Source organism: Halosimplex halophilum, from assembly GCF_004698125.1.
In the GTDB taxonomy this organism is placed as follows: Archaea; Halobacteriota; Halobacteria; order Halobacteriales; family Haloarculaceae; genus Halosimplex; species Halosimplex halophilum.
The window spans coordinates 738,492-762,853 of record NZ_ML214297.1; the positions used below are offsets into that span (position 1 = coordinate 738,492).

General features: G+C 68.9%; 18 protein-coding genes. 14 read left to right on the plus strand and 4 right to left on the minus strand.

Going from position 1 to position 24,362, the window contains the following annotated elements; genetic code table 11:
- The first annotated feature begins 117 nt into the window (after positions 1–117).
- Positions 118–2,478: a glycoside hydrolase family 3 N-terminal domain-containing protein gene (locus tag E3328_RS03680; RefSeq protein ID WP_394345902.1), complete on the plus strand. Its 2,361-nt coding sequence runs from the start codon at positions 118–120 to the stop codon at positions 2,476–2,478.
- A gap of 348 nt (positions 2,479–2,826) precedes the next feature.
- On the plus strand, positions 2,827–3,075 hold the full coding sequence (locus tag E3328_RS03685) for a hypothetical protein (protein ID WP_135363271.1): 249 nt from the start codon (positions 2,827–2,829) through the stop codon (positions 3,073–3,075).
- 135 nt (positions 3,076–3,210) lie between these two features.
- Here the strand turns inward: E3328_RS03685 and E3328_RS03690 are convergent, their stop codons facing one another.
- Entirely contained in the window at positions 3,211–3,588 is a 378-nt protein-coding gene (locus E3328_RS03690) for a hypothetical protein (protein ID WP_135363272.1), read from the minus strand.
- 137 nt (positions 3,589–3,725) lie between these two features.
- On the opposite strand from E3328_RS03690, the gene E3328_RS03695 reads away from it, so the two are divergent.
- A complete protein-coding gene (locus E3328_RS03695; RefSeq protein WP_246022873.1) occupies positions 3,726–5,870 on the plus strand; it encodes an ABC transporter substrate-binding protein in 2,145 nt (714 codons plus the stop codon).
- A gap of 149 nt (positions 5,871–6,019) precedes the next feature.
- On the opposite strand, the gene E3328_RS03700 is transcribed toward E3328_RS03695, so the two are convergent.
- Positions 6,020–7,822 (minus strand): ABC transporter substrate-binding protein, encoded by a 1,803-nt coding sequence (locus tag E3328_RS03700; RefSeq protein ID WP_167837289.1) that lies wholly within the window; start codon positions 7,820–7,822, stop codon positions 6,020–6,022.
- 266 nt (positions 7,823–8,088) lie between these two features.
- Between E3328_RS03700 and E3328_RS03705 the strand changes: the two genes are divergently transcribed.
- The 10 genes from E3328_RS03705 to thsA all read left to right on the plus strand — a co-directional run bounded on the left by E3328_RS03705 (position 8,089) and on the right by thsA (position 19,829).
- A complete protein-coding gene (locus E3328_RS03705; RefSeq protein ID WP_246022874.1) occupies positions 8,089–9,081 on the plus strand; it encodes a DUF4129 domain-containing protein in 993 nt (330 codons plus the stop codon).
- A complete protein-coding gene (locus tag E3328_RS03710; RefSeq protein ID WP_135363274.1) occupies positions 9,071–11,089 on the plus strand; it encodes a DUF58 domain-containing protein in 2,019 nt (672 codons plus the stop codon). The genes E3328_RS03705 and E3328_RS03710 overlap by 11 nt, the downstream gene beginning before the upstream one ends.
- Positions 11,089–11,622, plus strand: coding sequence for a DUF7519 family protein (locus E3328_RS03715; RefSeq protein ID WP_135363275.1), 534 nt, complete (start codon positions 11,089–11,091; stop codon positions 11,620–11,622). Before E3328_RS03710 ends, E3328_RS03715 begins: the two co-directional genes overlap by 1 nt.
- 218 nt (positions 11,623–11,840) lie before the next feature.
- Positions 11,841–12,815, plus strand: a complete 975-nt coding sequence (locus tag E3328_RS03720) for an AAA family ATPase (RefSeq protein ID WP_135363276.1) — start codon at positions 11,841–11,843, stop codon at positions 12,813–12,815.
- A 22-nt stretch (positions 12,816–12,837) separates the two neighbouring features.
- Positions 12,838–13,560 carry a YIP1 family protein gene (locus E3328_RS03725; protein ID WP_135363277.1) on the plus strand — a complete coding sequence of 241 codons (723 nt, stop codon included), beginning with the start codon at positions 12,838–12,840 and terminating at the stop codon, positions 13,558–13,560.
- A 38-nt stretch (positions 13,561–13,598) separates the two neighbouring features.
- Positions 13,599–14,621, plus strand: a complete 1,023-nt coding sequence (locus E3328_RS03730) for an ABC transporter permease (RefSeq protein ID WP_135363278.1) — start codon at positions 13,599–13,601, stop codon at positions 14,619–14,621.
- A 2-nt stretch (positions 14,622–14,623) separates the two neighbouring features.
- A complete protein-coding gene (locus tag E3328_RS03735) occupies positions 14,624–15,649 on the plus strand; it encodes an ABC transporter permease (protein WP_135363279.1) in 1,026 nt (341 codons plus the stop codon).
- A gap of 42 nt (positions 15,650–15,691) precedes the next feature.
- Positions 15,692–16,837, plus strand: coding sequence for an ABC transporter ATP-binding protein (locus E3328_RS03740; RefSeq protein WP_135363280.1), 1,146 nt, complete (start codon positions 15,692–15,694; stop codon positions 16,835–16,837).
- Positions 16,834–18,024 carry an oligopeptide/dipeptide ABC transporter ATP-binding protein gene (locus E3328_RS03745; protein WP_135363281.1) on the plus strand — a complete coding sequence of 397 codons (1,191 nt, stop codon included), beginning with the start codon at positions 16,834–16,836 and terminating at the stop codon, positions 18,022–18,024. The genes E3328_RS03740 and E3328_RS03745 overlap by 4 nt, the downstream gene beginning before the upstream one ends.
- Positions 18,025–18,143: 119 nt before the next feature.
- A complete protein-coding gene (gene thsA, locus E3328_RS03750; protein ID WP_135364661.1) occupies positions 18,144–19,829 on the plus strand; it encodes a thermosome subunit alpha in 1,686 nt (561 codons plus the stop codon).
- 466 nt (positions 19,830–20,295) lie between these two features.
- Here thsA and E3328_RS03755 read toward each other — a convergent pair whose 3' ends face one another.
- Together E3328_RS03755 and E3328_RS03760 are read right to left on the minus strand one after the other, a co-directional pair.
- Positions 20,296–21,057, minus strand: coding sequence for an IclR family transcriptional regulator (locus E3328_RS03755; protein ID WP_135363282.1), 762 nt, complete (start codon positions 21,055–21,057; stop codon positions 20,296–20,298).
- A gap of 409 nt (positions 21,058–21,466) precedes the next feature.
- Entirely contained in the window at positions 21,467–22,708 is a 1,242-nt protein-coding gene (locus E3328_RS03760) for a mandelate racemase/muconate lactonizing enzyme family protein (RefSeq protein WP_135363283.1), read from the minus strand.
- Positions 22,709–22,862: 154 nt separating this feature from the next.
- Here E3328_RS03760 and xacF point away from each other — a divergent pair, with 154 nt between their 5' ends.
- Complete coding sequence (gene xacF, locus E3328_RS03765; RefSeq protein WP_135363284.1) at positions 22,863–24,314, plus strand: 2,5-dioxovalerate dehydrogenase; 1,452 nt, start codon at positions 22,863–22,865, stop codon at positions 24,312–24,314.
- Positions 24,315–24,362 lie beyond the last annotated feature (48 nt).

A 24,362-nucleotide genomic window follows, 5' to 3' on the forward strand; every position in this document is an offset into this window, starting at 1 on the left:
CGTCCCGTTTCCCGACGTGGGGACGGGCAGTTCTCTGACCACGGCCCCCGTCCGAATACCGGACGTGAGACTGTCGTCGGAACCATTAATATCCGCGTCCACCACCGAATAGCCGTAATGACAGCCGACTCCGACGCAGCCTACCGTGACCCGACGGTACCGACATCGCGGCGTATCGAGGATCTGCTCTCACGAATGACGGTCGAGGAGAAGGCCGCCCAGCTCGGGTCCGTCAGCCCGAGCAGCGGCGTCGCCGACAACGCCGGCGAGGACGACGAGGGGCACGAACTCGTCGAGGACGGTCAGCTCAACCGCGAAGTCGTCGACGAACTGATCGGCGACGGGGTCGGCCACCTCACCCGGGTCGGCGGCGAGGGGAGCCTCCCCCCGGAACAGGCCGCCGCCGTCACCAACGAGATCCAGGAGTACCTCGTCGAGGAGACGCGGCTCGGCATCCCCGCGATCCCCCACGAGGAGTGTCTCAGCGGCTACATGGGCCCCGAGGGCACCACCTTCCCGCAGGGGATCGGCATGGCCAGCACCTGGGACCCCGAGCTCATGCAGGCGGTCACCGACACCATCGGCGACCAGCTGGAAGCCATCGGCACCGCCCACGCGCTCTCGCCGGTGCTGGACGTGGCCCGCGACCTCCGCTGGGGCCGCGTCGAGGAGACATTCGGCGAGGACCCGTATCTCATCGCCGAGATGGCGACCGCCTACGTCCGGGGGCTGCAGGGCGACTCCCCGGCCGACGGCATCTCCGCCACCCTCAAGCACTTCGTCGGTCACGGCGTCGGCGCGGGCGGGAAGAACCGCTCGTCGGTCGACGTGAGCGAGCGCACCCTCCGGGAGGTCCACATGTTCCCGTTCGAGGCGGCCGTCCAGGAGGCCGACGCCGAGGCCGTGATGAACGCCTACCACGACATCGACGGCGTCCCCTGCGCGAAAGACGAGTGGCTGCTGACCGACGTGCTGCGCGGCGAGTGGGGCTTCGACGGCCACGTCGTCTCCGACTACTTCAGCGTCGACTTCCTCAAGGAGGAACACGGCGTCGCCGCCACCCAGCAGGAGGCCGCCGTCTCGGCCGTCGAGGCCGGCATCGACGTGGAGCTGCCCAACACGGACTGCTACGAGTACCTCGCCGAGGCCGTCCGCGACGGCGACCTCGCAGAGGAGACGCTCGACGAGTCGGTCCGCCGCGTGCTGCACGCGAAGTTCGAGAAGGGCCTGTTCGAGGACCCGACCGTCGACGTCGACGCCGCGACCGACCCCTACGAGGACGAGGCCGCGGCCGGGCTGGCCCGCGAGGCCGCCCGCGACTCGCTGGTCGTCCTGAAGAACGACGATGACCTGCTGCCGCTGGACGACGCCGACTCCGTCGCCGTGGTCGGCCCGAAGGCCGACGACAAGAAGGGGATGCTCGGCGACTACGCCTACGCCGCCCACTACCCCGAGGAGGAGTACGAGTTCGAGGCCGACACCCCCCTGGCGGCCATCGAGAACCGCGTCGACGCCGACGTGACCTACGCCCAGGGCTGTACGGCGACCGGCACCGCCACGGACAAGATCGGCCGCGCCGTCGAGGCAGCCGAGGGCGCCGACGTGGCGCTGGCGTTCGTCGGCGCCCGCTCGGCCGTCGACTTCTCCGACGTGGACGCCGAGAAGTCCGAACAGCCCATGGTGCCGACCAGCGGCGAGGGCTGTGACGTGACCGACCTCGGGCTGCCCGGCGTCCAGGAGCAGCTCGTCGCGCAGGTCGAGGAGACTGACACACCCGTCGTCGTCGTGCTCGTCAGCGGGAAGCCCCACGCGATCCCGGAGATCGACGCGGGCGCCGACGCCGTCGTCCAGGCGTGGCTCCCCGGCGAGGAGGCCGGCAACGCCGTCGTCGACGTGGTCTTCGAGGGCCACGACTCCGGCGGCCACCTGCCGGTGTCGATGCCCAAGTCGGTCGGGCAGCTCCCGGTCCACTACAGCCGCAAGCCCAACACCTACAGCGAGACGTACGTCTACGACGACGCCCAGCCGGTCTACCCGTTCGGCCACGGGCTGAGCTACGCCGAGTTCGAGTACTCCGAGCTGGACCTGTCGGACGTGGACGTCGACCCCTCCGGCACCTTCACCGCGAGCGTCACCGTCGAGAACACGGCCGACCGCGCCGGCAGCGACGTGGTCCAGCTGTACGTCTCCGCGGAGAACCCCGACCTGGCACGGCCGGTCCAGGAACTGGTCGGCTTCGAGCGCGTCGAGCTCGACGCCGGCGAGTCGACCCGGGTGAGCTTCGAGCTGGGCGCGAGCCAGCTGGCCTACCACGACCGCAACGCGAACCTCGCGGTCGAGGCCGGCGACTACGAGCTGCGGGTCGGCCACTCCGCCGAGGAGATCGCCGAGACCGCCCGCCTGTCCGTGACCGACACGAAGCAGGTCCCGCGGACGGGCCGCCGCTACTTCACCGAGACGAGCCTCGACCGGGCCTGACCGGTCCCCCCGGTCGCCGCTTCGCTCCGCGCCGTTTCGTTCCGTCGTCGCGCTCCCGGATACGGCGTGGCCCGTCCGCCGGGACGGCCATTATCGAACGTGACATACGCACGGCGACCGACGATTCGGTCCCTGTTCACGCGCACGCGCGTTGTAAGATCCAAGCATCCGTCTACGCCGTCCGGGCGCCACGAGGCAAGTTCTCATGGGTGATACCGATGTGGTCGACCCGGCCGCCGGGCGAGCGCGGGCGGGCGGCGCTCTCGCCGGTGTGGCAACCCTTTTCGGGACCGCCCGACAACCGGGGAGCATGGTTCGGGCGTCGGTCGCCGACGGAGGGGTCCGGTCGTGAGCGAGCAGAGCGACGAGCAGACGGGCAGGGAGGCGGCCGCCGAGGCGCTGTGCGAGCAGAACCGGAAGGTCCTCGGCGTGTTCACGATCGCCGTCGTGTTCCTGCTGCTCCAGCTCCCGTACCTGGTCGTCACCGACGCGGACTCGTCGCTGTTCGTCGTGGCGGTGTTGAACGTCGTCGGGAGCGGGGCGTTCGCCCTCCTCAGCGGCGGCGCGCTCTGGTTCTGCCGCCAGCGGGCGATGTGAGTCGTCGGCCGACGAGAGGCGGTCGGCGTCGCGGCCCGCAGTACGCGGTCGTCCGGTCCGGTAGCTACGGGCGAGGTGACCGACGGCGAGAAGTTTCGAGGGTGATGCGACCGGCGGCGAGACGTTCCGGGGCCCTCAGGCCGACGACGTGGCGCGGGCGTACAGCTTGTTCGCCAGCAGGAAGCCGTACGCGGTCGCGCCCAGGACGATGAGGGTGGTCCCGAAGATGCCCAGCATCGCGGCGAAGACCTTGTGGGCGAGGACGACGCCCTCGACCTGTCCGAACGTCTGGTACTGCTCGGGGATCCCGTTCATCAGCGAGATCGGCCCGGCGTCGCCGCCGATGACGATGGCCGGCGTCCCGTTGACGAAGGTCGCGCCCAGGACGATACAGCCCACGCCCATGAGGATGACCATCAGCGAGATGTTCCCGACCATGAAGTAGTACAGCGCCAGCGCGTACGCCCGGACGCCGTCCGCCTCCTGACGGGCTCGTTCGATTTCCTGTCTCATTGCGATAGAGTGTTTCACACACCTATTTGAAGGTTGCGCTTGCGGGAGCGACCCAGCCCGACCCGCGAACAAGATCAGTCCCCGCTCGGTATGAAATAATCAGGAAGTTTTATATAGAGCTGGCAGAAGGTAGAGGTATGCGGAAGCCTGACAGCATCCGTGACAAGGAGTTATCGCGACGCCGGTACGCGCAGATACTGGCTGGAATGGGAGCCGCGGGCGTGGCCGGCTGTGGGAGCGACGGTGGGTCCACCGCCACACCCGGGTCGGAGGACACCCCCACGCCGACGCCCAGCGGGGACGGCGGGGACGACGGCGACGGTGGCGACGGTGAGACCGACAGCGCGACCGCGACCGCCGAGGAGCCGGTGACGCGGCAGGTCAACTACGCGGTGGCGAACTCGCCGGACGTGTTCAACTGGAACCCGTGGACGCCTCAGGACAACACCATCGGCGACCTGTGGATGTCGGACCTCCACGGGCTGCGGAACGTCCACACGACGAACCTGTCGTACTCGGGGACGACGGTGCCGACCCCGCACAAGCCCGACCACGAGGAGATCGAGATCATGACGTGGATCTCGGGCTACGAGGTCGAGCCCCCCTACGACTGGTACGACCACCACGACGACCGGTCGGCCTACTGGAACGGCGACCCCCACGACGCCGAAGCGCGCGAGACGCACAACCACGTCCACTGGTTCCAGGACGGCAACAAGTTCACCGAGGGCACGACCTTCAACGAGCGCGCCGAATCCCAGTGGACTCACCACATGTGGCAGGCCAAGGGTTCGGTCCCCGAGCAGGACCCCAACCCGACGGCGCGGGTCGTGCTCCGCTCGCAGGCCGGTCCGGTCGACGGCAACCCGCCGATCCACCCCGACTTCACGGAGCCGTACCTCGAACGCTACCAGGACGCGGGCAACTCCGACGAGGTCAGCTCGATCACCGACGAGCTCGTCAGCGACCGGATCAGCCTCGACCGGATGGCCATGGAGGGCGGCACCGACGAGATGCTCGCCGGCACGGGTCCCTACCGGCTGGAGTCGATGGACGACGTGGGCTCCGAGCGGATGATCCTGCACCTCAACCCCGACCACCCCAACGCGGAGAACACCAACGTCGAGCGGCTCGCGCTCTACTGGGCCGAGGGCGACCGGCGCCAGACGCTCGTCAACGAGGGCGTGCTCGACGTCGACTCCGGCGCCGTCACCGACAGCGGGGCGACCACCCGCGAGTCGCTGCCGGACCACGTCCAGGAGTTCACCCGCTGGCTGCGCGCCACGGGCGGCGACGTCTGGCAGCTCAACTGGCAGAACCCGCACCTCCAGAACCTCTGGGTGCGCCGCGCGCTCATCGAGGCCATCGACTGGAACGCCGTCTCCGCCAACGGCTGGGGCGAGGACGCCTCCCAGGTCACCCAGCACGACACGTTCCTGCTGGACGCCCAGTCCGAGAACACGTTCTCGGAGGACTTCCTCGACCAGCTGCACCACTACTCGCGCTCCTCGAACAAGGAGAACGCCAACGAGTACATGCGGCGGGCGGGCTACAGCAAGCAGGGCGGCCAGTGGGTCGACCCCAACGGCAACCCCGCCGAGATCGACCTCTCGTCGCGGTCGGGCAGCCCCGCAAACGTGCAGGGCGCCCAGACCATCCGCGCCAACCTCGCCAACTGGGGCTTCGGCGTGAACTTCACCACGCAGGGCTGGAACACGTGGTCGAACACCATCGACCCGAACAACGGCCTCAACTACGACTCGACGATGTTCTGGCACGGCGACCCGTACGTCTTCCAGTACTACCACGACCGCGGCGCGTGGTGGGACCTGGGCCTGGTCGCCGGCAGCCCGACCGGCAACCCCTTCGACGCCGACCCCGAGGACGAGGTCGACACGCAGGGCAAGCCGATCGTCCAGCAGGTGCCCGACGAGCCGGGCGCCTTCGAGGCCCCCGACGAGGCCGGCAAGTCGCCGGACCTCGACAACGCCACGGAGGTCAACCTCGTCGAGACGGTCAACGCGATCCGCGAGCCGGGTAACTCCGAGGAAGCCCAGCAGGAGCTGTACCGCACCTGCGCGAAGTACTACAACTTCTACGTCCCGCACTTCGTCTTCCACCAGTACCTGATGGGCTCGTACGGCGACGTGCGCGACTTCGACTGGCCGGACCCGTCCGCCCGCGCCTTCGACTACGAGCGCTCGTTCGGTATCGAGGACGTGCTCGTGCTCGGCGGCATCACCCAGGCCAGCACCGACACGGAGTTCGAGCCGCCGGAATAAGCGGCTGACTCCCCGTATCGACAGCCGAACACCCGGTCGTCCGGGCCGACGTTTCTCCGCGTTTCTCGCCGTCCAGCGTGAGAAGTGGTCGCCAGCCCCCGCTCCGTACCGTCGGAATTCGCGGACCGCTCCCGCCGACCGTCGCGGCGTCAGCCGTCGGTCGCCGGGCGGATCGCACCGTGTTTCAGCATGTGGAATACCGGCTGGTCGCCGGGGCCGGCGGTCCCGTACTCGCGGTCGTCGTCGTGGGCGGGCCACTCGAAGTCGCGGGTGTTGCCCCAGAGACCGTCGACGCTGTTGCCCAGGTAGATGTCCGGGAGGGCGTCGTTCCACCAGGTCGCGAACGTCGCGATCGCGTCGACGGTCGTCTCGCGGTCGTTCGGGGCCTCGATCGTCCGCCAGGTGTCGAGGAGGTCGACCGTCCGGCGCTCGCCGTCGGGGGCGTCGACGGCGCCGGGCGTCCGCGGGACGGACGCCGCGACGGGTTTGCCGCGGCTGCCCGCCTCGGCGCCGGGGTCGTCGACGCCGTAGCCGATCGCGGTCGCGCCGTCGCCGGTCACGTCGTAGACGCTGTAGGGGTCGCCGTCGAAGCTCCAGACGACGACGTCGTGGGTGTGGTTCGAGACGGCGCTGTAGACGTTGCTGTTGGTGAGCCGGTCGGTCTCGACGTCGAAGCCGAACCGCGAGAGGCTCGACGCGACGACCTCGGTCGCCGACACGTAGTCGGACCACACGGGCGTCGCGATCCGGATCGCGGGGCGCTCGCCGTCCGGGCCGCGCCAGTCGCCGTTGTCGTCGCGGCTGTAGCCGCCCGCGCGCATGTACTCGGCGGCGGTCGCCTCGTCGGCCTCGACGGGGTAGCGGTGGAGCCGCTCGCGGACCTCGTCGGGGAGCCACCGGCGGGCGGCGGGCGCCGAGAGGCCCGTCTGCAGTTCGATCGGCTCGCCCCAGTCGGCCACGTCGACGATCTGGTCGACGGGGACGACCGAGAGGAGTGCCCGCCGGACGGGCCGGCGTCCCAGGTGCGGGTCCCGCCAGTCGAGCACGAGCTTGGTGCCGGAGTCGGTCGGGTAGGTCGCGAGCTGTTCGAGGTTCCCCGGCGGGGAGCCGCGCTGGTCGGCGAGCAGCCCGTTGCCGCCGTCGAGCCACCCCTTGTCGATGAGGTTCTCGACGGACATCGACTGGACGACGGGGAACCACAGGCGCGGGACCGCGACCTCGTCGGCGCGGGGGTGGTCGTCGTAGCGCTCCAGCATCAGCCGGTTGATCGACACCTCGACGAGCTCGTAGGGGCCACAGCCCAGCCCCTCGTCGGCGAGCGTCTCCAGTCCGGGGCTGTCCGTCCGGAGCTCGGCGACGACCTCCGAGCGGCGCTCGTCGGTCCCGGCCTCGCGGAGCCGGTCGAGCCACGGCTCGTAGCGGTCGGCCCGGGTCCGGACGGCGCCGCCCGCCGCCGCCGCGAGCGCGAGCGGCCGGTCCAGGGGCCGCTCGAAGCGGTAGCGGAGGGTCCGCTCGTCGCGGAGGTCGACGCCGTAGCCGTCGTCGCCGCCGACGAACGACGCGATGCGCTCCTCGACCCACGCGTCGCGGGCGGTGACGGGGTCGCCCGACCACCAGGTGTAGCCGTCGGCGTAGGTGACGGTCGCGGTGTCGCCGTCGATATCGACCGACTCAACCACGTCGCCGAGCCGGCGGTCGCCGCCGGGCGTGGTGTACGACTCCGCCTCGAAGAGGACCGAGTAGAACGCCGCGGGGTCCGAGCTGGACCACGGGCCGACGTGGACGTTCTCGGGGACGTAGGGGAACTGGAAGCCGAACACCCGCGGCGAGTCGACGATCTCGTTCGGCTCGGTGCAGCCGGCCAGCGACCCGGCCGCCCCGGCGCCGAGCGCGGCGAGGTACGCCCGCCGGGTCAACCCGCCGCCCGCCCGCCCTTCGGAACCAGGTTCCATCGCCGCGAGGTTATGGACGACCCGCCTTAAGGCCTCCGGGGGCGAACCCGCCCGAGCGGTCGGGCCCGCGGTGCCTCGGAGACGGTCAGCCGTGAGAGTCCCCGTCCGATCAGATTCGACACGGCGCGGCCCGAAACGTCCCGGGTGCGAACGGTTCTCTCCCGCGGCGGCCAGGCGGGGGCAGGTTCGCTGTATCCAGCGGATCGCCACCCGCCGGCCTCCGGCAAGCGGAAAAGACATATAGGGTCGATCGTACAAGTCGTAGTATGGATGATTATGTGTCACAGGAAGCCCTGCGGTTCGTCGTGATCGGGCTCGTGGCGATGGCCGCCGTCGCCGTGGGCGCCGCGACGATCACGGCGACCGTCGACACCGGGGCGGCGACCGGTGCCGGGGAGGACCCGGCGCAGGATCCGAACGAGCAGGGACCAAACCAGGGTGGTAGCAGCGGAGACGGCCCGGGCGGGGGTGACGGGCTCAACCGAAGCGGGGGCGGTGCCGACGGCGACGTGGTCCAGTACACCACCTGCGTCGAGCCGCTGACGACGTGGTACGGCGGCCTGGTGTACTTCGGCGCCGCCGCGATGCTCGTCTTCCTGATCAAGCGCCGGTACTCGTTCGGCGCCGCGTTCCTGGGGCTGTACGCGCTCGCGCCGCCCGTCCTCCTGGCGTACTTCCTCGGGACCGACTGCGCGACCGTCGGCGGTCCCGGCCTGGGCGACGGGACGGTCGGCGGCTCGACCAACACCTCCACGTCGCCGGTCGCGTCGATGGACGTGCCGCCCGCGGCCGTCCTCGGCGTGTTCGGGGTCGTGCTCGTCGCGACGGCCGCGGTCCTGTTCCGCGCGTCGAGCGACCAGCAGATCACCACCATGGAGGAGGAAGCCGTCGACGAGGGCGAGGGCGCCGACGTGATGGACCTCGCCCAGGCCGCCGGTCGCGCGGCCGACCGCCTGGAAGAGCACAACGCCGACGTGGACAACGAGGTCTACCGCGCGTGGTGGGAGATGACCAGCATGCTCGACGTGCCCAACCCCGACAGCGCGACGCCCGGCGAGTTCGCCGAGGCCGCGGTCGACGTCGGGCTGGGCGAAGAGGACGTACAGGAACTGACGCGACTGTTCGAGGAGGTCCGCTACGGCAAGCGCGACGCCGAGAGCCGCGAGGACCTGGCCATCGACGTGTTCCGCAACATCGAGCAGGAGTACGGCGGTGCGACCGACTCCTCGGTCGGGGAGGGGGGCGACGATGGATATTGAGACGCTCCTCAACCGCGTGCTGATCGCCATCGGGGCGATCCTGTTCGCCGCCGCGGCGGCGATGATCGTCGTCCCGGACCTCTCGAGCGCGCTGCCCTCGGCGACGCAGGGGGTCTTCCTGGTCGGGATCATCGCCGTGGTGACCGGCCTGGGCGTCGTCCGCCGGCGCCTCCGCGGCGAGGTCGAGGAGACGGTCACGCCGAACCCCGAGCGACCCGCCGGCAACCCGATGCCCGGCGAGGACGTCGACCGGATGCTCTACGAGATGACCCACCTCCGCCAGGGGGTCAGCGAGAACCGCGAACACCTCGAGGAGCGGCTGGAGAACCTCGCGGTCGCCGTGATCCGCAACCGCGAGGACTGCTCGGTCGAGGAGGCCCGCCGCATCCTCGAGGCCGGCGAGTGGACGGACAACGAGACGGCCGCCCAGTTCTTCCAGGGCGAGCGGACCGCCGCCGAGGAGGCCGGCCTGTCGGAGTCGCTGCTGTCGGGCACCGACGACGTGGCCGCCTTCGAGAACCGCTTCCGCGTCACCGTCGAGGAGCTCATCGAGGTCGGCGACGTGGACGTGAGCCACGACGTCGACGTCGAGGAGACCGACGACCGCTCGTTCTTCGACCGCCTGCTCGGCCGCTCGGCCGACGACGGCGACGACGACGACGCCGTCGAGTCCAACTGGAACGAGTCGAACTCCTCGGTGCCGTCGTTCGACACGAGCGAGCCCTTCGAGGACGTGAGCCTGCAGCACACGAACCGCTGGCTGGGCGTGACGGCGTTCGCGCTGGTCGCGGTCGGCGCCGGCGTGGTCACGTTCACCCCCGGCCTGATGCTCGCCGGGACGGTCGGTATCGCCTACACCATCTACGCGCGCGTCTCGGCCGTGCCCCGGACGGAGGGGCTGGTCGTCGAGCGGGAGTTCGACGTCGAGGACGCCGAGCCGGGCGACCTCGTCGAGGTGACGCTGACGGTCCGCAACGAGAGCGGGTCGATGCTGCCCGACCTGCGGATGGTCGACGTGGTCCCCGACTCGTTCGTCGTCACCGACGGCGTCCCGCGCCTGCACACGGCCCTGCAGTCGGGCGCGCAGGCGCAGGTGGAGTACACCGTCCGCGTCGAGCGCGGCGAGTACCAGTGGCCGCTGCTCGTGGTCGCGCGGGACTTCAGCGGCGGCGTCGAGCGCACGTCGCTGGTCACCCCCGAGGCGGGGATGCGGGTCGTCCCGCCGCTGCGGGTCACCAACGACGTGCCGGTGCGCGCCCAGACCACGCAGTACGCCGGCGACGTCGACACCAAGCAGGGCGGCTCCGGGCTGGAGTTCCACTCCGTCCGCGACTACCGGCCCGGCGACCCGATGAACCGCATCAACTGGAAGCAGGTCGCCAGCACCGGCGAGCTTGCGACGATCGACTTCCGCCAGGAGAAGGCCGCGACGGTCACCATCCTGTTCGACACTCGCCAGAGCGCGTACATCTCGGCGGGCCCCGACGAACCGCACGCGGTGGACCACTCGGTCCACGCGGCCAGCGACATGTTCGGCGCGCTGTACGAGCAGGGCAACCTCGTGGGCGTCGCCGCCTTCGACACGGTGCCCTGTTGGTACGCGCCGGGCGCCGGCAGCGAACACCTGGAGAACGCCCGGGTCCTGTTCGCCCAGCACCCGGCGCTGTCGCCGCGGCCGCCCGAACGCCAGGACCACGAGAGCCAGTACATCGACCCGATGACCCACGTGCGCCGGCGGCTGCCGAGCACGTCGCAGGTGTTCCTGTTCTCGCCGCTGGCCGACGACTACGCGGCGGAGGTCGCCCGGCGGCTCGACTCCGAGGGCCACCTGGTCACCGTCATCAGTCCCGACGTGACCGTCGACGAGACGGTCGGCCAGCGGCTCACGCGCATCGAACGGACCGCGCGGGTCCGGTACCTCCGCGAACGGGGGATCCGCGTCATGGACTGGGACCCCGACGAGCGCCTCTCGCTCGAGGTCGAGAAAGCACAGACGAGGTGGGCATAATGAGCTACGACACACAGGACGAGGAGTTCAGCGCGGTCGAGGTCACGCACTCGCCCGCACGGTTCAGTGGTATCATCGCGGTCGCCGCGGCGCTGCTGGCGGTCGTGACGACGGCGCTGGTCGCGCCGCTGTCGGCGCCGGTCGGACTGTTCGGACTCGCCGGCGTCGCCGCCGGCCTGTTCGTCTTCGAGTCCGAGCGGCTGACGACCGCGGGGACGGGAATCGTCTTCATCGGCATCGTCGTCGCCGGTTTCTTCGGCGACGTGCCGGAGTTCCTGCTGTTCGCGGCGCTGGCGACGATAATCTCGTTCGACCTCGGGTCGAACGCCTTCAGCGTCGGCCGCCAGCTCTCCGACCAGACCGACACCCAGCGGGGCGAGGCCGTCCACGTCGCCGCGACCGTCTTCGTGGGCGTCGTGGCCGCCGGCCTCTCCTACGGCCTCTACATCGTACCGTGGGGCTCGCTGACGGTGCCGGCGCTGACGCTCCTGCTGCTGTCGGCCCTGTTTTTCATCTGGTCGATCCGGCAGTAGCCGGCGACCGCTTCCGGTTCGCGGCCCGGTTCGCGGCTCGGTTTTCACACCGCATCCGATCCGGTTCTGACCGGTTCGACCCCCGTTCTCGGGTCCCGCCGCGGCCCGGGACGGTCCCGTCGATATCCGCTCGCTGACTGGCGTGTCAGTCAGTATTCCATCACGGAAAACCGTCTTACACCGTCAGGGTTAAGAGGTATAGCACGGGCTATCTTACCATGGCACAGAGCGACCTATCCATACAGGAGGCCAGCCAGCAGTTGGACGCAGTGGTCGACGAGATCCAGTCGTCGGTCATCATCGACGAGGAGTTCCTCGAGACGGTGCTCGTGGGGCTGCTCTCGAAGGGCCACGTCCTGCTGGAGGACGTACCGGGGACGGGCAAGACGCTGACCGCGAACAGCTTCGCGACGGCGCTCGGACTCTCCTTCTCCCGCATCCAGTTCACACCGGACCTGCTCCCCAACGACGTGACGGGGACCTACATCTACAACGAGCAGGAGGGCGAGTTCGAGTTCAACAAGGGTCCCATCTTCGCGAACATCGTCCTCGCGGACGAGATCAACCGCGCGCCGCCGAAGACCCAGGCCGCGCTGCTGGAGGCGATGGGCGAGGGCCAGGTCACCACCGAGGGCGACACCCGCCAGCTGCCCGAGCCGTTCTTCGTCATCGCGACGCAGAACCCCGTCGAGCAGGAGGGGACCTTCCCGCTGCCCGAGGCGCAGATCGACCGCTTCAACGTCAAGAGTTCCATCGGCTACCCCGACGTGGACGGCGAGGTCGAGCTGCTCCGCCGGCGCAACGACCGCACGTCGACGACCCCGTCGGTCGGCCAGGTGCTCGACCACGAGTCGGTCATGGACCTGCAGGCGGTCCCGGACACCGTGACGGTCACCGAGGACATGCTGGAGTACATCGCGGCCGTCTCGCGGGCAACCCGCGACGACCACCGCGTCGAGACGGGCATGAGCCCGCGCGGGACCCAGCGCCTCTACGAGACCGCTCGCGCCCAGGCCGTCATCGAGGGGCGCAACTACGTCACGCCCGACGACGTCAAGACGGTCTCCCAGCCGGTCATCGCCCACCGCCTGGGCCTGACCGCGGAGTCGCAGGTCAACGACGTGGACAAGTCGGAGATCGTCGCGGACGTGCTCGAGGAGATCCCCGTCCCGACCATCGAGGCACCGGCGTAACGACTCAACTGGAGGACACACCATGGGTGTTTCAAACGCGGTTCGGAACCCGGGCTCGTATCTCAGCAGGACGCTGGACCTGTACCGAGCGCTGCTGACCGACCCGGAGCGGTTCTACGACGAGTACATCGGGACGCGGCGGGTCAAATCGGAGTTCGCGCTGGTGCTGGTCGCCGGGCTGGTCGGTCTCGTGGGCAACTACGTGATGCTCCAGGAGCTGATCTTCCAGTTCGAGGGCTTCCAGTCGGTCACTATCAACGAGCAGGTCCGGTTCCAGCTCCAGCAGCGGGTCGTCGAGCCGCTGCTGGGGGCGTTCCTGCTGTGGATCTGGTTCGGGATCGGCATGTACTACGTCGCCTGGCTGTACACGACGATCGGGACGACCTACGTGGCGATGAAGCGGACGGCCTGGGCGCTGTTCCCGATCCTGATCGCGAACGTCATCCACACCGCCGCGATGGCATACGCCTCGACGACGCTGGAGGTCACCGACGAGGACATCACGATCACGACGAGCATCGCCGACGAGGTGTCGGCATTCGTCTGGTCGCAGGCCAGCGGTGAGACGGTCGTGCTCGCCGCGACCGCCGTCGGGATCGTCTTCGCGCTGTGGGCCGGGTACATCGGCGCCTACGCGATCAAGGACGTGCGCGACCTGACGACGAGCGAGGCGTACAAGGTCGCCGCCGTCCCGACGGGCGGGTACGTGCTGTACATCGCGTACAGCGTCGTCACTGCGCTCTGACGGAAGAATTAAGAAGTTGTGATACACCAACACACACTATGAACTATTACATACGCCGATTCGGGCAAGCGATCGTGACGTTCTTCGTGGGGATGTTCATCACGTTCGCGCTGTACCGACTCGTTCCGGGTGGGCCGGTCCAGGCGATCATCGCCGACCGGGTCCAGCAGATGCAACAGCGCGGCCAGCCGGTCGACACGCAGGAGGTCGCCGAGATGGCCGAACAACTGACGGGGATCAACCCCGACACGCCGATCCCGATCGCCTTCTACGAGTGGATCCGGGACATCATCCTCTACCAGGACTTCGGCGAGTCGATCCTGTTCCAGGACCCCGTCTTCGACATCCTCTTTCGCGGGATGCCGTGGTCGATCTTCCTGAGCGTCTACGGGCTCCTGCTGGGCTTTACCGCCACCATCGCGGTGGGCGTGTTCATGGCCTGGCACGAGGGGACCAAGATCGACTCCGGGCTGACGGTGTTCGTGCTCGTGATGCGGTCGATCCCCTACTACGTGGCCGCCATCGTGATGCTGTCGGTGCTGGCGTTCCAGTGGGGCCTGTTCCCGACCGGCGGCCGCGCGCCGCCGGCGGCGACGCCCGGCTTCAACCTCGACTACATGATCGGGATCGCCAGACACGCCGCGTTGCCCATCCTCTCGAACTTCATCGTCGGCTTCGCCGGCGGGGCCATCGGGATGCGTGCGCTGACGGTCCGCGTCATCGGCGGTGACTACCTCCGGTCGGCGCGGCTGCGCGGGCTCGGCACGAACCGTATCCTGACGCGGTACCTGACCCGCAACTCCATCCTCCCGATCTACACCGGGTTCATGCTCGGGATCGCGGGGATGTTCAGCTCGAACGTCATCACGGAGCAGATCTTCCAGTACCACGGCGTCGGCTGGTTCATGCTCGAGGCGGCGGTCAACCAGGACTACCCGCTCGTGATGGCCGCGTTCGTGTTCTTCTCGGGCATCACGGTGACGGCCATCCTGATCGCCGACCTCACCTACGGGCTCATCGACCCGCGGGCCGGGACCGGCGCGTCGAGGGAGAGCTTCTAACGATGTCCGAGAAAAATCCACAGAGCGACGGAGGCGTCACGCAGGAAAGCATCTTCGGTTCCGACGAGGAGGTCGAGCGCCGCCGGACGCCGCCGGCCGAGCGCGCCCGCCGCGCGTTCGACTTCTACATCGCGACGCCGTTCCGCGTCGCGTGGTCGGACTGGCGGACCCGCATCGGCGGCGTCGGCGTCCTGTTCTACCTGCTGATGGGGACCGTCGGCGTCTGGCTGGTGCCGCCGCCACAGATCAACGAGGGGCCGTACTACCTCCAGCCGTTCGTCGACTGGTCGATGCCGCTGGGCACCGACAACCTCGGACGGGGCGTCTTCAAGACGCTCGTCCACTCGACGCCGGCGATGATGAAGATGGCGCTGGCCGGGATCGTCTTCTCGGTCGGCGTCGCGGTGCTCGTCGGGATGATCGCGGGCTACAAGGGCGGCGTCGTCGACACGGTCCTGATGACCATCGCCGACGTGTTCATCACGCTGCCGGGCCTGCCGCTGATCATCGTCCTCGCGGCGATCTTCTCGCCGGAGGACCCGTTCATCGTCGGGACCATCATCGCCATCGACCAGTGGCCGGGACTGGCCAGGATGTTGCGCTCGCAGGTGCTGTCCTTGCGCGAAGAGGACTTCGTCGAGGCGGCCCGGTCGATCGGGCTCTCGACGCCGACGATCGTCGGCCAGGAGCTCGTCCCGAAGGTCGCGCCGTTCGTGCTCGTCTCCGCGGCGGGCGCCGCGGTCGCGGTCATCTTCCAGTCGGTCGCGCTGTACTTCATCGGCGTGCTCCCGTTCAGCTCGTTCAACTGGGGCGTGATGATGCAGCTGGCCTACGAGCAGGGCAACGCGATCTCCGCCCCCGGCCGCGCGGGCCACTGGATGCTGTTCCCGCTGCTGGCCATCTCGGGCGTGAGCTTCTCGCTGATCCTCTTCTCGCAGGGGCTCGACCGGGTGTTCAACCCGCGCCTGCTGGCGCGCCACTCCGAGACGGTCCCGGAGGACGAACAGGACGGGGCGGGTGACCTGTGATGCCCGCTCGCGAACCGACCCGACGACCGGAGGTGAACTGACATGGCAATCGGACAACCGGACCAATCGAGCGAGGAGGAGACGACGGAGACCGACGACCCCGACGAGGACATCGTCATGAGCGTCGAGGACGCCCGCGTGCAGTTCGGGATGTCCCGGGGACAGGCCTGGGTGCTCAACGACGTGAGCCTGGACGTGCGCCGCGAGGAGATCCTCGCCGTCGTCGGCGAGTCCGGCTCGGGCAAGTCGATGTTCGCCGCCGCGCTGATGGACGCCGTCGAGGACCCCGGCCACCTCTCGGGCGACGTGACCTACTACCCGCGGGAGGACGAGGGCACCGACACCCCGAGCGCCGACCAGATCGGCTCCTACGACGCCGTCGGCGACGACTCGATCGACGTGCTCGGGATGAGCGAGAGCGAGCTCAAGAACTTCCGCTGGGAGGAGGTCTCGATGGTGTTCCAGGGGGCGATGAACTCGTTCAACCCCACGATGAAGATCAAGGGCCACTTCCACGAGACCATCCAGGCCCACAACGCCGTCCTCGACGAGCGCATGGAGCACGTCCGGGACCTGTTCGAGGCGCTGCACCTCGACCCCGACCGCGTGATGAACTCCTACCCCCACGAGCTGTCGGGCGGGATGAAACAGCGGGCGCTCATCGCGCTGGCGCTGGTGCTCGAACCGGAGGTGCTCGTGATGGACGAGCCGACCGCCGCGCTCGACCTCCTGATGCAGCGGTCGATCATCTCGATGCTGCGGGAGCTGCGCGACGAGTTCGAGCTGACCATCGTCTTCATCACGCACGACCTGCCGCTGGTCGCCGGGCTGTCGGACCGCATCGGCGTGATGTACTCCTTCGAGTTCATCGAGGTGGGCGAGACGCGCTCGCTGCTGAAAGACGCCGCCCACCCCTACACCCGGGCGCTGTTGCGCTCGGTGCCGAGCATCGAGTCGGACATCGACGAGATGGAGCCCATCGAGGGCGCGCGCCCGGACCCGGTGAACATCCCGACCGGGTGTTCGTTCCACCCGCGGTGTCCGATCGCCGACGACCGCTGCGAGATCGAGGACCCCGACCTCGTGACCGTCGACGAGGACCACGAGGCGGCGTGTTTCTACACCGACCAGGCCCGCAACGAGCTGAGCTACAGACTCGACCACGGGACCACGGAGGACGACAGATGAGCACAGACGAACCCACGGCAGACGACGTGACGGCGGACGAGGCGGCCGCCGACGAGGCGGCGACCGACGTACCGGACGACGAACCGATCCTGTCGCTGGAGGACGTGAACGTCCACTACACCCCGGGCGGGATCGTCAAGCGGGCGCTGACCGACAAGAAGGTCCGCGCGGTCGACGGCGTCAGTTTCGACCTCTACGACAACGACATCGTCGTGCTGGTCGGCGAGTCGGGCTGTGGCAAGACCACGCTCGGCAAGACCGCGATCGGCCTCGAACAGCCCACCAGCGGGACGATCTCCTACCGCGGCCAGGACATCTGGGACGCCAAGTCCAACCCGCGCGACGCGGACATCGAGTTCACCGAGATCCGCCGCGCGATGCAGATCATCCACCAGGACCCCGCTAACGCCCTGAACTCCTCGCGGCGGGTCAAGGCGATCCTCTCGGACCCGCTCAAGAAGTACCGGACGGAGCTGGGCCCCAAGGAGCGGGAGGACACCATCTACCGCTTCCTGGAGTACGTGGATATGATGCCGCCGGAGGACTACGCCGAGCGGTATCCCCACCAGCTGTCGGGCGGGGAGAAACAGCGCATCGCCCTGGGCCGCGCCCTGCTGATGAACCCGGACGTGATCCTCGCCGACGAGGCCATCTCGGCGCTGGACGTGAGCCTCCGCGTCGGGATGATGGACCTGATCCTCGACCTGCAGGACACCTTCGACACGTCCTACATCTTCATCAGCCACGACCTGGCGAACGCCCGCTACCTCGCCAAGCGCGCGGGCGGCCGCATCGCCATCATGTACCTCGGGGAGATCGTCGAGATCGGGCCGCCGGAGGAGATCCTCCAGAACCCCACCCACCCCTACACGAAGGTCCTGAAGTGGTCGACGCCGACCGTCGACCCGGACCTAGCGAAACAGCGCATCCAGGAGGACCCGCCGGTCCGCAAGGTGGACGTGCCCGACCCCGAGGACCCGCCCTCGGGCTGCAAGTTCCACACGCGCTGCCCGGAGGCCCGCGAGGTCTGCACGCAGGAGGAGCCCGAGCGGTTCGACACCGCGGGCGAGAGCGACGCCGCCTGCTTCCGCGCGCTCGAGACCCACGAGTACTGGAACAGCGCGGAGCTGGTCGACGCCGACGAGGACGAGTACGACGCCCAGGAATCGGCGAGCTTCGGCGACTGAACGGCGCCGCCGCCGCCAGCGTCTCTCTTTCCGTTCTCCCAGCCCGCCAGCGGGCGCGCTCGGCGGAAAGCAAATCTTATTTCCGCCAGACGCGGTTGTGAGCACACATGGCACGACAGATGGCCGACGGACCGATGGTGGTCCTCTCCGACGAGAGCCAGCGCACGTCGGGCGAGGACGCCCGGTCGATGAACCTCGAAGCGGGGCGCGCAGTCGCGGAGACGATCCGGACGACCCTCGGCCCGCGAGGGATGGACAAGATGCTCGTCGACCAGGGCGGCAACGTCGTCGTCACGAACGACGGCGTGACGCTGCTGGAGGAGATGGACGTCGACCATCCCGCCGCGGACATGGTCGTCGACGTGGCGACCACACAGGAGGAGGAGGTCGGCGACGGCACCACCTCCGCGGTCATCCTCGCCGGCGCGCTCCTCTCGAACGCCGAGGACCTGCTCGAACAGGACATCCACCCCACCTCCATCGTCTCGGGCTACCGCCACGCCGCCGAGACGGTCACCGAGGTGTTCGAGGACATCGCGACCGAGGTCGACCCCGACGATACCGAGGTGCTCGAACAGGTCGCCGGCACCGCGATGACCGGCAAGGGCGCCGAGACCGCCAAGGACCTCCTGTCGTCGATGGTCGTCAGCGCCGTCCGCGGCGCCGTCCGCGAGGACGGCACCGTCGACCGGGACGCCGTCGACGTGCGCCAGTTCTACGGCGCCTCCATCGAGGACTCCGAGTTCGTCGAGGGCGTCCTCTTCGACATCGAGCCGGTCCACCAGAACATGGCCCGGGACCTCTCCGACGCGAACGTCCTCGTCTACGAGGGCGACATCGAGGTCTCCGAGACGGAGATCGGCGCCGAGGCGTCGGTCGGCGACATGGACGACCTCCAGGGGTTCGTCGAACTCGAACAGTCCGAGCTCGCCGACACGGTCGACAAGATCGTCGAAGCGGGCGCCGACGTGGTGCTCGCCGACGGCGGCATCGACGAGTACGCCGCCGAACTGCTCGTCGAGAACGGCATCACCGCCTTCCGCCGGGTCGACGACGACAAGCGCAAGCGCGTCGCGGCCGCGACCGGCGCCGAGCGCGTCGGCGACCTGGAGCTGCTGACGGCCGACCACCTCGGCCACGCCGGCCGCGTCTCCGAGCGGGTCATCCGCGACCGCACCGTCCGCCGGCAGGCCGACCACGAGTCGACCATCGTCTTCAGCAACCTGCCGGACGCCGACGTGGGGACGATCCTCCTCCGCGGCGGCACCGAGCACGTCCTCGACGAGGTCGAGCGCGCCGTCGTCGACAGCGTCGGCGTCGTCTCCGCCGCCATCGAGGACGGCCACGTCCTGCCGGGCGGCGGCGCCCCGGAGATCGAGGCGTCGCTCGCGCTCCGCGAGGAGGCCGACTCCGTCGAGGGCCGCGAGCAGCTCGCCGTCGAGGCGTTCGCCGAGGCCTTCGAGGACGGCCCCCGCACCCTCGCCGAGAACGCCGGCCACGACGCCATCGACGCCCTGGTCGACATGACCGCCCGCCACGACGCGGGCGACGTGAACGTCGGCATCGACGCCGACACCGGCGAGCTCGTCGAGATGTTCGAGGACGGCGTCGTCGAACCCCTGCGGGTCAAGACGACGGCCGTCAACTCCGCCGTCGACGCCGCGACGATGATCCTCCGCATCGACGACGTGATCTCCGCCGGCGACCTCTCGGTCGGCGACGACGAGGAGGACGAAGGCGGTCCGGGCGGCGCGCCCGGCGGCGGCATGGGCGGTATGGGCGGCGGCATGGGCGGCGCGATGTGAGACCACTTTTTGCGGCGGAGAGCTCCTCGCGCGCCTTCGGCGCGCTGCGGGGATCCTCCGCCGCAAAAGCTTGGTGAAAAAGGCCGGTCGCCGCGGTCGCTCCGCTCCCTCGCGACCGGTGAACCGCGCGCCTGCGGCGCGCGGACGTTCTCTCACTGTTTCCCATCGTTCGCTATATCACGACGTGTTTTCGGCAGTGTGGTATCGGCATTTGGCGGCGAGACTGTGGTCCCAGTGTCCGGTGCCGCAGATTGCGGTTCCAGCATCCGGCGCGGAGCGCCAGTTCGCCGTCAGAGACAGGCGCTGACGAGCCCGCGGTCGTTCGCGGTGCTCGCTCCCGCAGACACCGGACGCGAGGGAGCGAACGCGACCGAGTCGTCCGGCCTTTTTCACCCATGTTTTTGGACCGGGGGTTTCCTCGGTCGCCTGCGGCGACCTGCGGGGAACCCCCGGTCGATAAAGATGGTTAGGAGTAGTTGTGTTCCAGTTCCACGACGTTCGCGGCGCCGAGGACGGCCTGGCGGAGGTCCTCGTAGAAGCGCTCGTCGTCGACGCGGTGGACGGGACAGGAGACGCTGATGGCGGCGATGGCGCGGTCGTCGTCGTCGGTGATGGGCGCGGCGACACAGCGGAGGCCGTTGAGCCGTTCCTCCTCGTCGATGGCGTAGCCCTGCTCGCGGACCGCGGCGAGTTCCTCGAAGAAGGCGTCGGGGTCGGTGATGGTGTGTTCGGTCTCGGCGGGCATGCCGTGCTCGTCGAGGATCGCCTCGACCTCTTCCTCGGGGCGGAAGCCGAGGATCGCCTTGCCGAGGCCGGTGCAGTGGAGGTTGACGCGTTTCCCCTCGTAGGTGTCGAGTTCGACGGCGCTGTCGCCCCGGGCCTGGTAGAGGTAGATACCCTGTCCTCCCTTCTCGACGAGGAGGTTGACGAGTTCGCCCGTCTCGTCGGCGAGCTCGTCGACCTCGGCGTGGGCGGCGTCGAAGATCTCGTTGCGCTTGCGGGCGTAGGCGCCCAGCCCGAGGAAGGCGAGTCCGACGTGGTACTCGTCGCCCTCCGTGACGACGTACCCGCGGTTGGCGAGCGTGTTGAGGTGGTTGTGGACCGCGCTCTTGCCCACGTCGACCCTGTCGGCGATCTCCGAGACGCCGGCCCCGTCGAGCTCCTGGATGATCTCGACGATCTGCAGCGTCCGGTCGACCGTCGTGACCGGGTGCTTCGGTTCGTCCATACCCCACGGTCCACGGCCCCGCACTTACCTGTTCTGTTCGGCCGAACCTCGTTCTACATGTTACCGAACTCGTTCGATCTCGGGAAACGGGATCGTCGCGCGAACCGGGCGTCCCATCAGGAGAAACGGTTCGATACCGGAACCCTCCGAGAGCGATATCGGGACCCGCGAGCGTCGAAACCGCGGGAGACGCGGGTGAGCCCGGTGGTGCGTCGAAGCCACCGGACTTCGTTCGGCGAGCACGGTTTGGCTCGGGGTTCGGGGTCGAACTGCGAGAATCGGAGACCTTCGCGCTCGACGAAGCTCAGGGGCCTCGTCGAACGAGTCGAGTCGGAGATTCGCCGGTTCGACGCGGCTTACGGGGCCGGGTCGAACACCGCTGAGCGGAGATTAGCGAGCCCGATCCGGCTTACGGGGCCGGATCGAACAGCGTCTCGCCTTCGACCATGTTCGCCTCGATGGTGTCGAGGTCGAGCGTCAGGCCGAGGCCCGGCTCCTCGGGGATCTCCATGTAGCCGTCCTCGATGAGGTCGTCCTCTTCGACCAGGTCCTCCCACCAGCCGAGCTCGTAGGAGTGGTACTCGACGGCCAGGGAGTTGGGGATGGCGACGGCAAGCTGCGCGGAGGCCATCGTCCCGATGGGCGAGGAGACGTTGTGCATGGCGACGGGGATGTAGTACATGTCGGCCATGGCGGCGATCTTACGGCCCTCGCGCATGCCGCCGACGCGCGGGATGTCGGGGGCGATGATGTCGATGGCCTCGTTCTCGATGAGGTCGCGGTTGCCGTGGGTGCGGTAGACGTTCTCGCCGGTGGCGGTCGGCGTGGCGGTCGACTGCGTGACCTCGCGCTGGGCGTCGTGGTTCTCCGGCGGGACGACGTCCTCGAGCCACCACACGTCGTACTCCTCGAGGCGCTTGGCCAGGCGCTTGGCGCTGCCGGTGGCGTACGACCAGTGGCAGTCGAAGGCCACGTCGGCGCGGTCGCCGACGGCCTCGGTAGTCGCCTCGACGATCTCGGCCTTGTGTTCGATCTCCGGGCCGCGGAGGTGGCGGTTGGCGCGGTCGCGCTCGTGACCGGAGGGCACGTCGAGGTCGAACTTGATGGCGTCGTAGCCCAGCTCGGAGACGACGCGGTCGGCCTCCTCGGCGCAGGCCTGCGGGTCGGCCTCGTTCTCGGTGTGCAGATCGCAGTAGATGCGGGCCTCGTCGCGGTACTTGCCGCCGAGCAGCTGGTAGGCCGGCAGGTCGGTGAGCTTGCCCGCCACGTCGTGCAGCGCGATCTCGATGCCGGAGATGGCGGAGATGACCTTCCCGGAGATGGAGCCCTCGCCGGACATCTTCTGGATCATGTGCTCGTAGAGGCGGTCGATGTCCAGGGGGTTCTCGCCGATGAGGAACGGCTTCATCCGCTCGATGATGGCGGTGTCGCCGCCGCCCCAGTAACACTCGCCGTTGCCGACCGGGCCGGCGTCGGTGTAGACGCGCACGAGGATCCACGGGTAGTTCCCGTCGACCATCGTCGTCTGTACGTCCGTGATCTCGGCGTCGCGTGTGCCGCCGCGCTCCTTGGAGACGCCCATCGTCTCCGCCGAGAGGTCCCGCATCGTGTACTCAGCGTTCGGGTCGCTGATCTTGTCGAAATCGACCATGACGAGTATAGGTGCTTACGTAACTCGCTTAAAGTTTCCCACATCCGCTCGGGGGGCGTCCGACGGCGCTACCCGCCCCGATCCGATCGAGATAGTGGCAGGCCGTGTCCTGTATGGAAACTCGTAAGTGGCCGCCAGACGACCGTTTACGTGCATGACAGACACAACGAACCTGTACATCGACGGCGAGTGGGTCCCGGCCGAGAGCGGGGACACCTTCGCTGTCGAGAACCCGGCCGACACGACGGAGACTGTCGCCGAGTACGCGAAGGGCTCGACCGAGGACGCCCAGAAGGCGATCGACGCGGCCAACGAAGCCCAGGCCGACTGGGAAGCGACGCCCGCGCCCGACCGCGGGACGATCCTCCGCGAGACGGCGAAGCTGCTGGAGGAACGCAAGGAGGACCTGACCGAGCAGCTCTCCCACGAGGAGGGCAAGACGCTCTCGGAGGCCAGCCCCGAGGTCCAGCGGGCCATCGACATCTTCTACTACTACGCCGAGAAGGCCGCCGACAACGCGGGCAAGCGCAAGGGCCCGAGCGGCGGCCGCACGTCCGTCTACACGAAGCGCGAGCCGCTGGGGGTCGCCGGTCTCGTCACGCCGTGGAACTACCCCATCGCCATCCCGGCCTGGAAGATCGCCCCGGCGCTGGCGACCGGCAACACGGTCGTCATCAAGCCCGCCTCGGCCGCACCCGGCCCGGCCGCCAGCATCGTGCAGGCGCTCGAGGACGCGGGCATCCCGGACGGCGTCATCAACTTCGTCCCTGGCTCCGGCAGCGACGTCGGCGCCGAGCTGACCTCGAACGACGGCATCGACGCCGTCTCCTTCACCGGTAGCTCCGAGGTCGGCCACCACGTCTACGACGCCGCGACGGACAACATGGCCCGCGCGCAGGCCGAGATGGGCGGCAAGAACCCCGCCATCATCACCGACAGCGCGGACGTCGACGAGGCCGTCGACATCGTCGGCGCCGGCGCGTTCGGCGTGACCGGCCAGGCCTGTACCGCCTGTTCCCGCGCCATCGTCCACACGGACGTCTACGACGAGTTCGTCGAGGGCATCGTCGAGTACGCCGAGTCCATCGACATCGGCCCCGGCCTGGAGGACCCCGGCATGGGCCCGCACGTCACCCAGAGCGAGCTGGAGTCGACGCTCGAATACGTCGACGTGGCCGCCAACGAGGGCGCGACCCACGAGACCGGCGGCGAGCGTCTCGAAGGCGACGAGTACGACGACGGGTACTACGTGAGCCCCGCCGTCTTCACCGACGTCGAGCGCGACATGCGCATCTTTCAGGAGGAGGTCTTCGGTCCGGTCCTCGCCGTCACCGAGGTCGAGGACTTCGACGAGGCCATCGAGGCCGCCAACGACAGCCAGTTCGGCCTCTCCTCGTCGGTCGTCACCACCGACCTGAACGAGGCGCACGAGTTCATCGAGCGCACCGAAGCCGGCGTCGCGAAGGTCAACGAGAAGACGACCGGCCTCGAACTCCACGTGCCCTTCGGCGGCAAGAAGGACTCCTCGACCAACACCTACCGCGAGCAGGGCGACGCCGGTCTCGACTTCTTCACCGAGATCAAGACGGTCTACCTCAACACGTAGACCCGCCGTCGGCCCCGTCGCCGGATTCTGAATTATCTGTCCGGCATC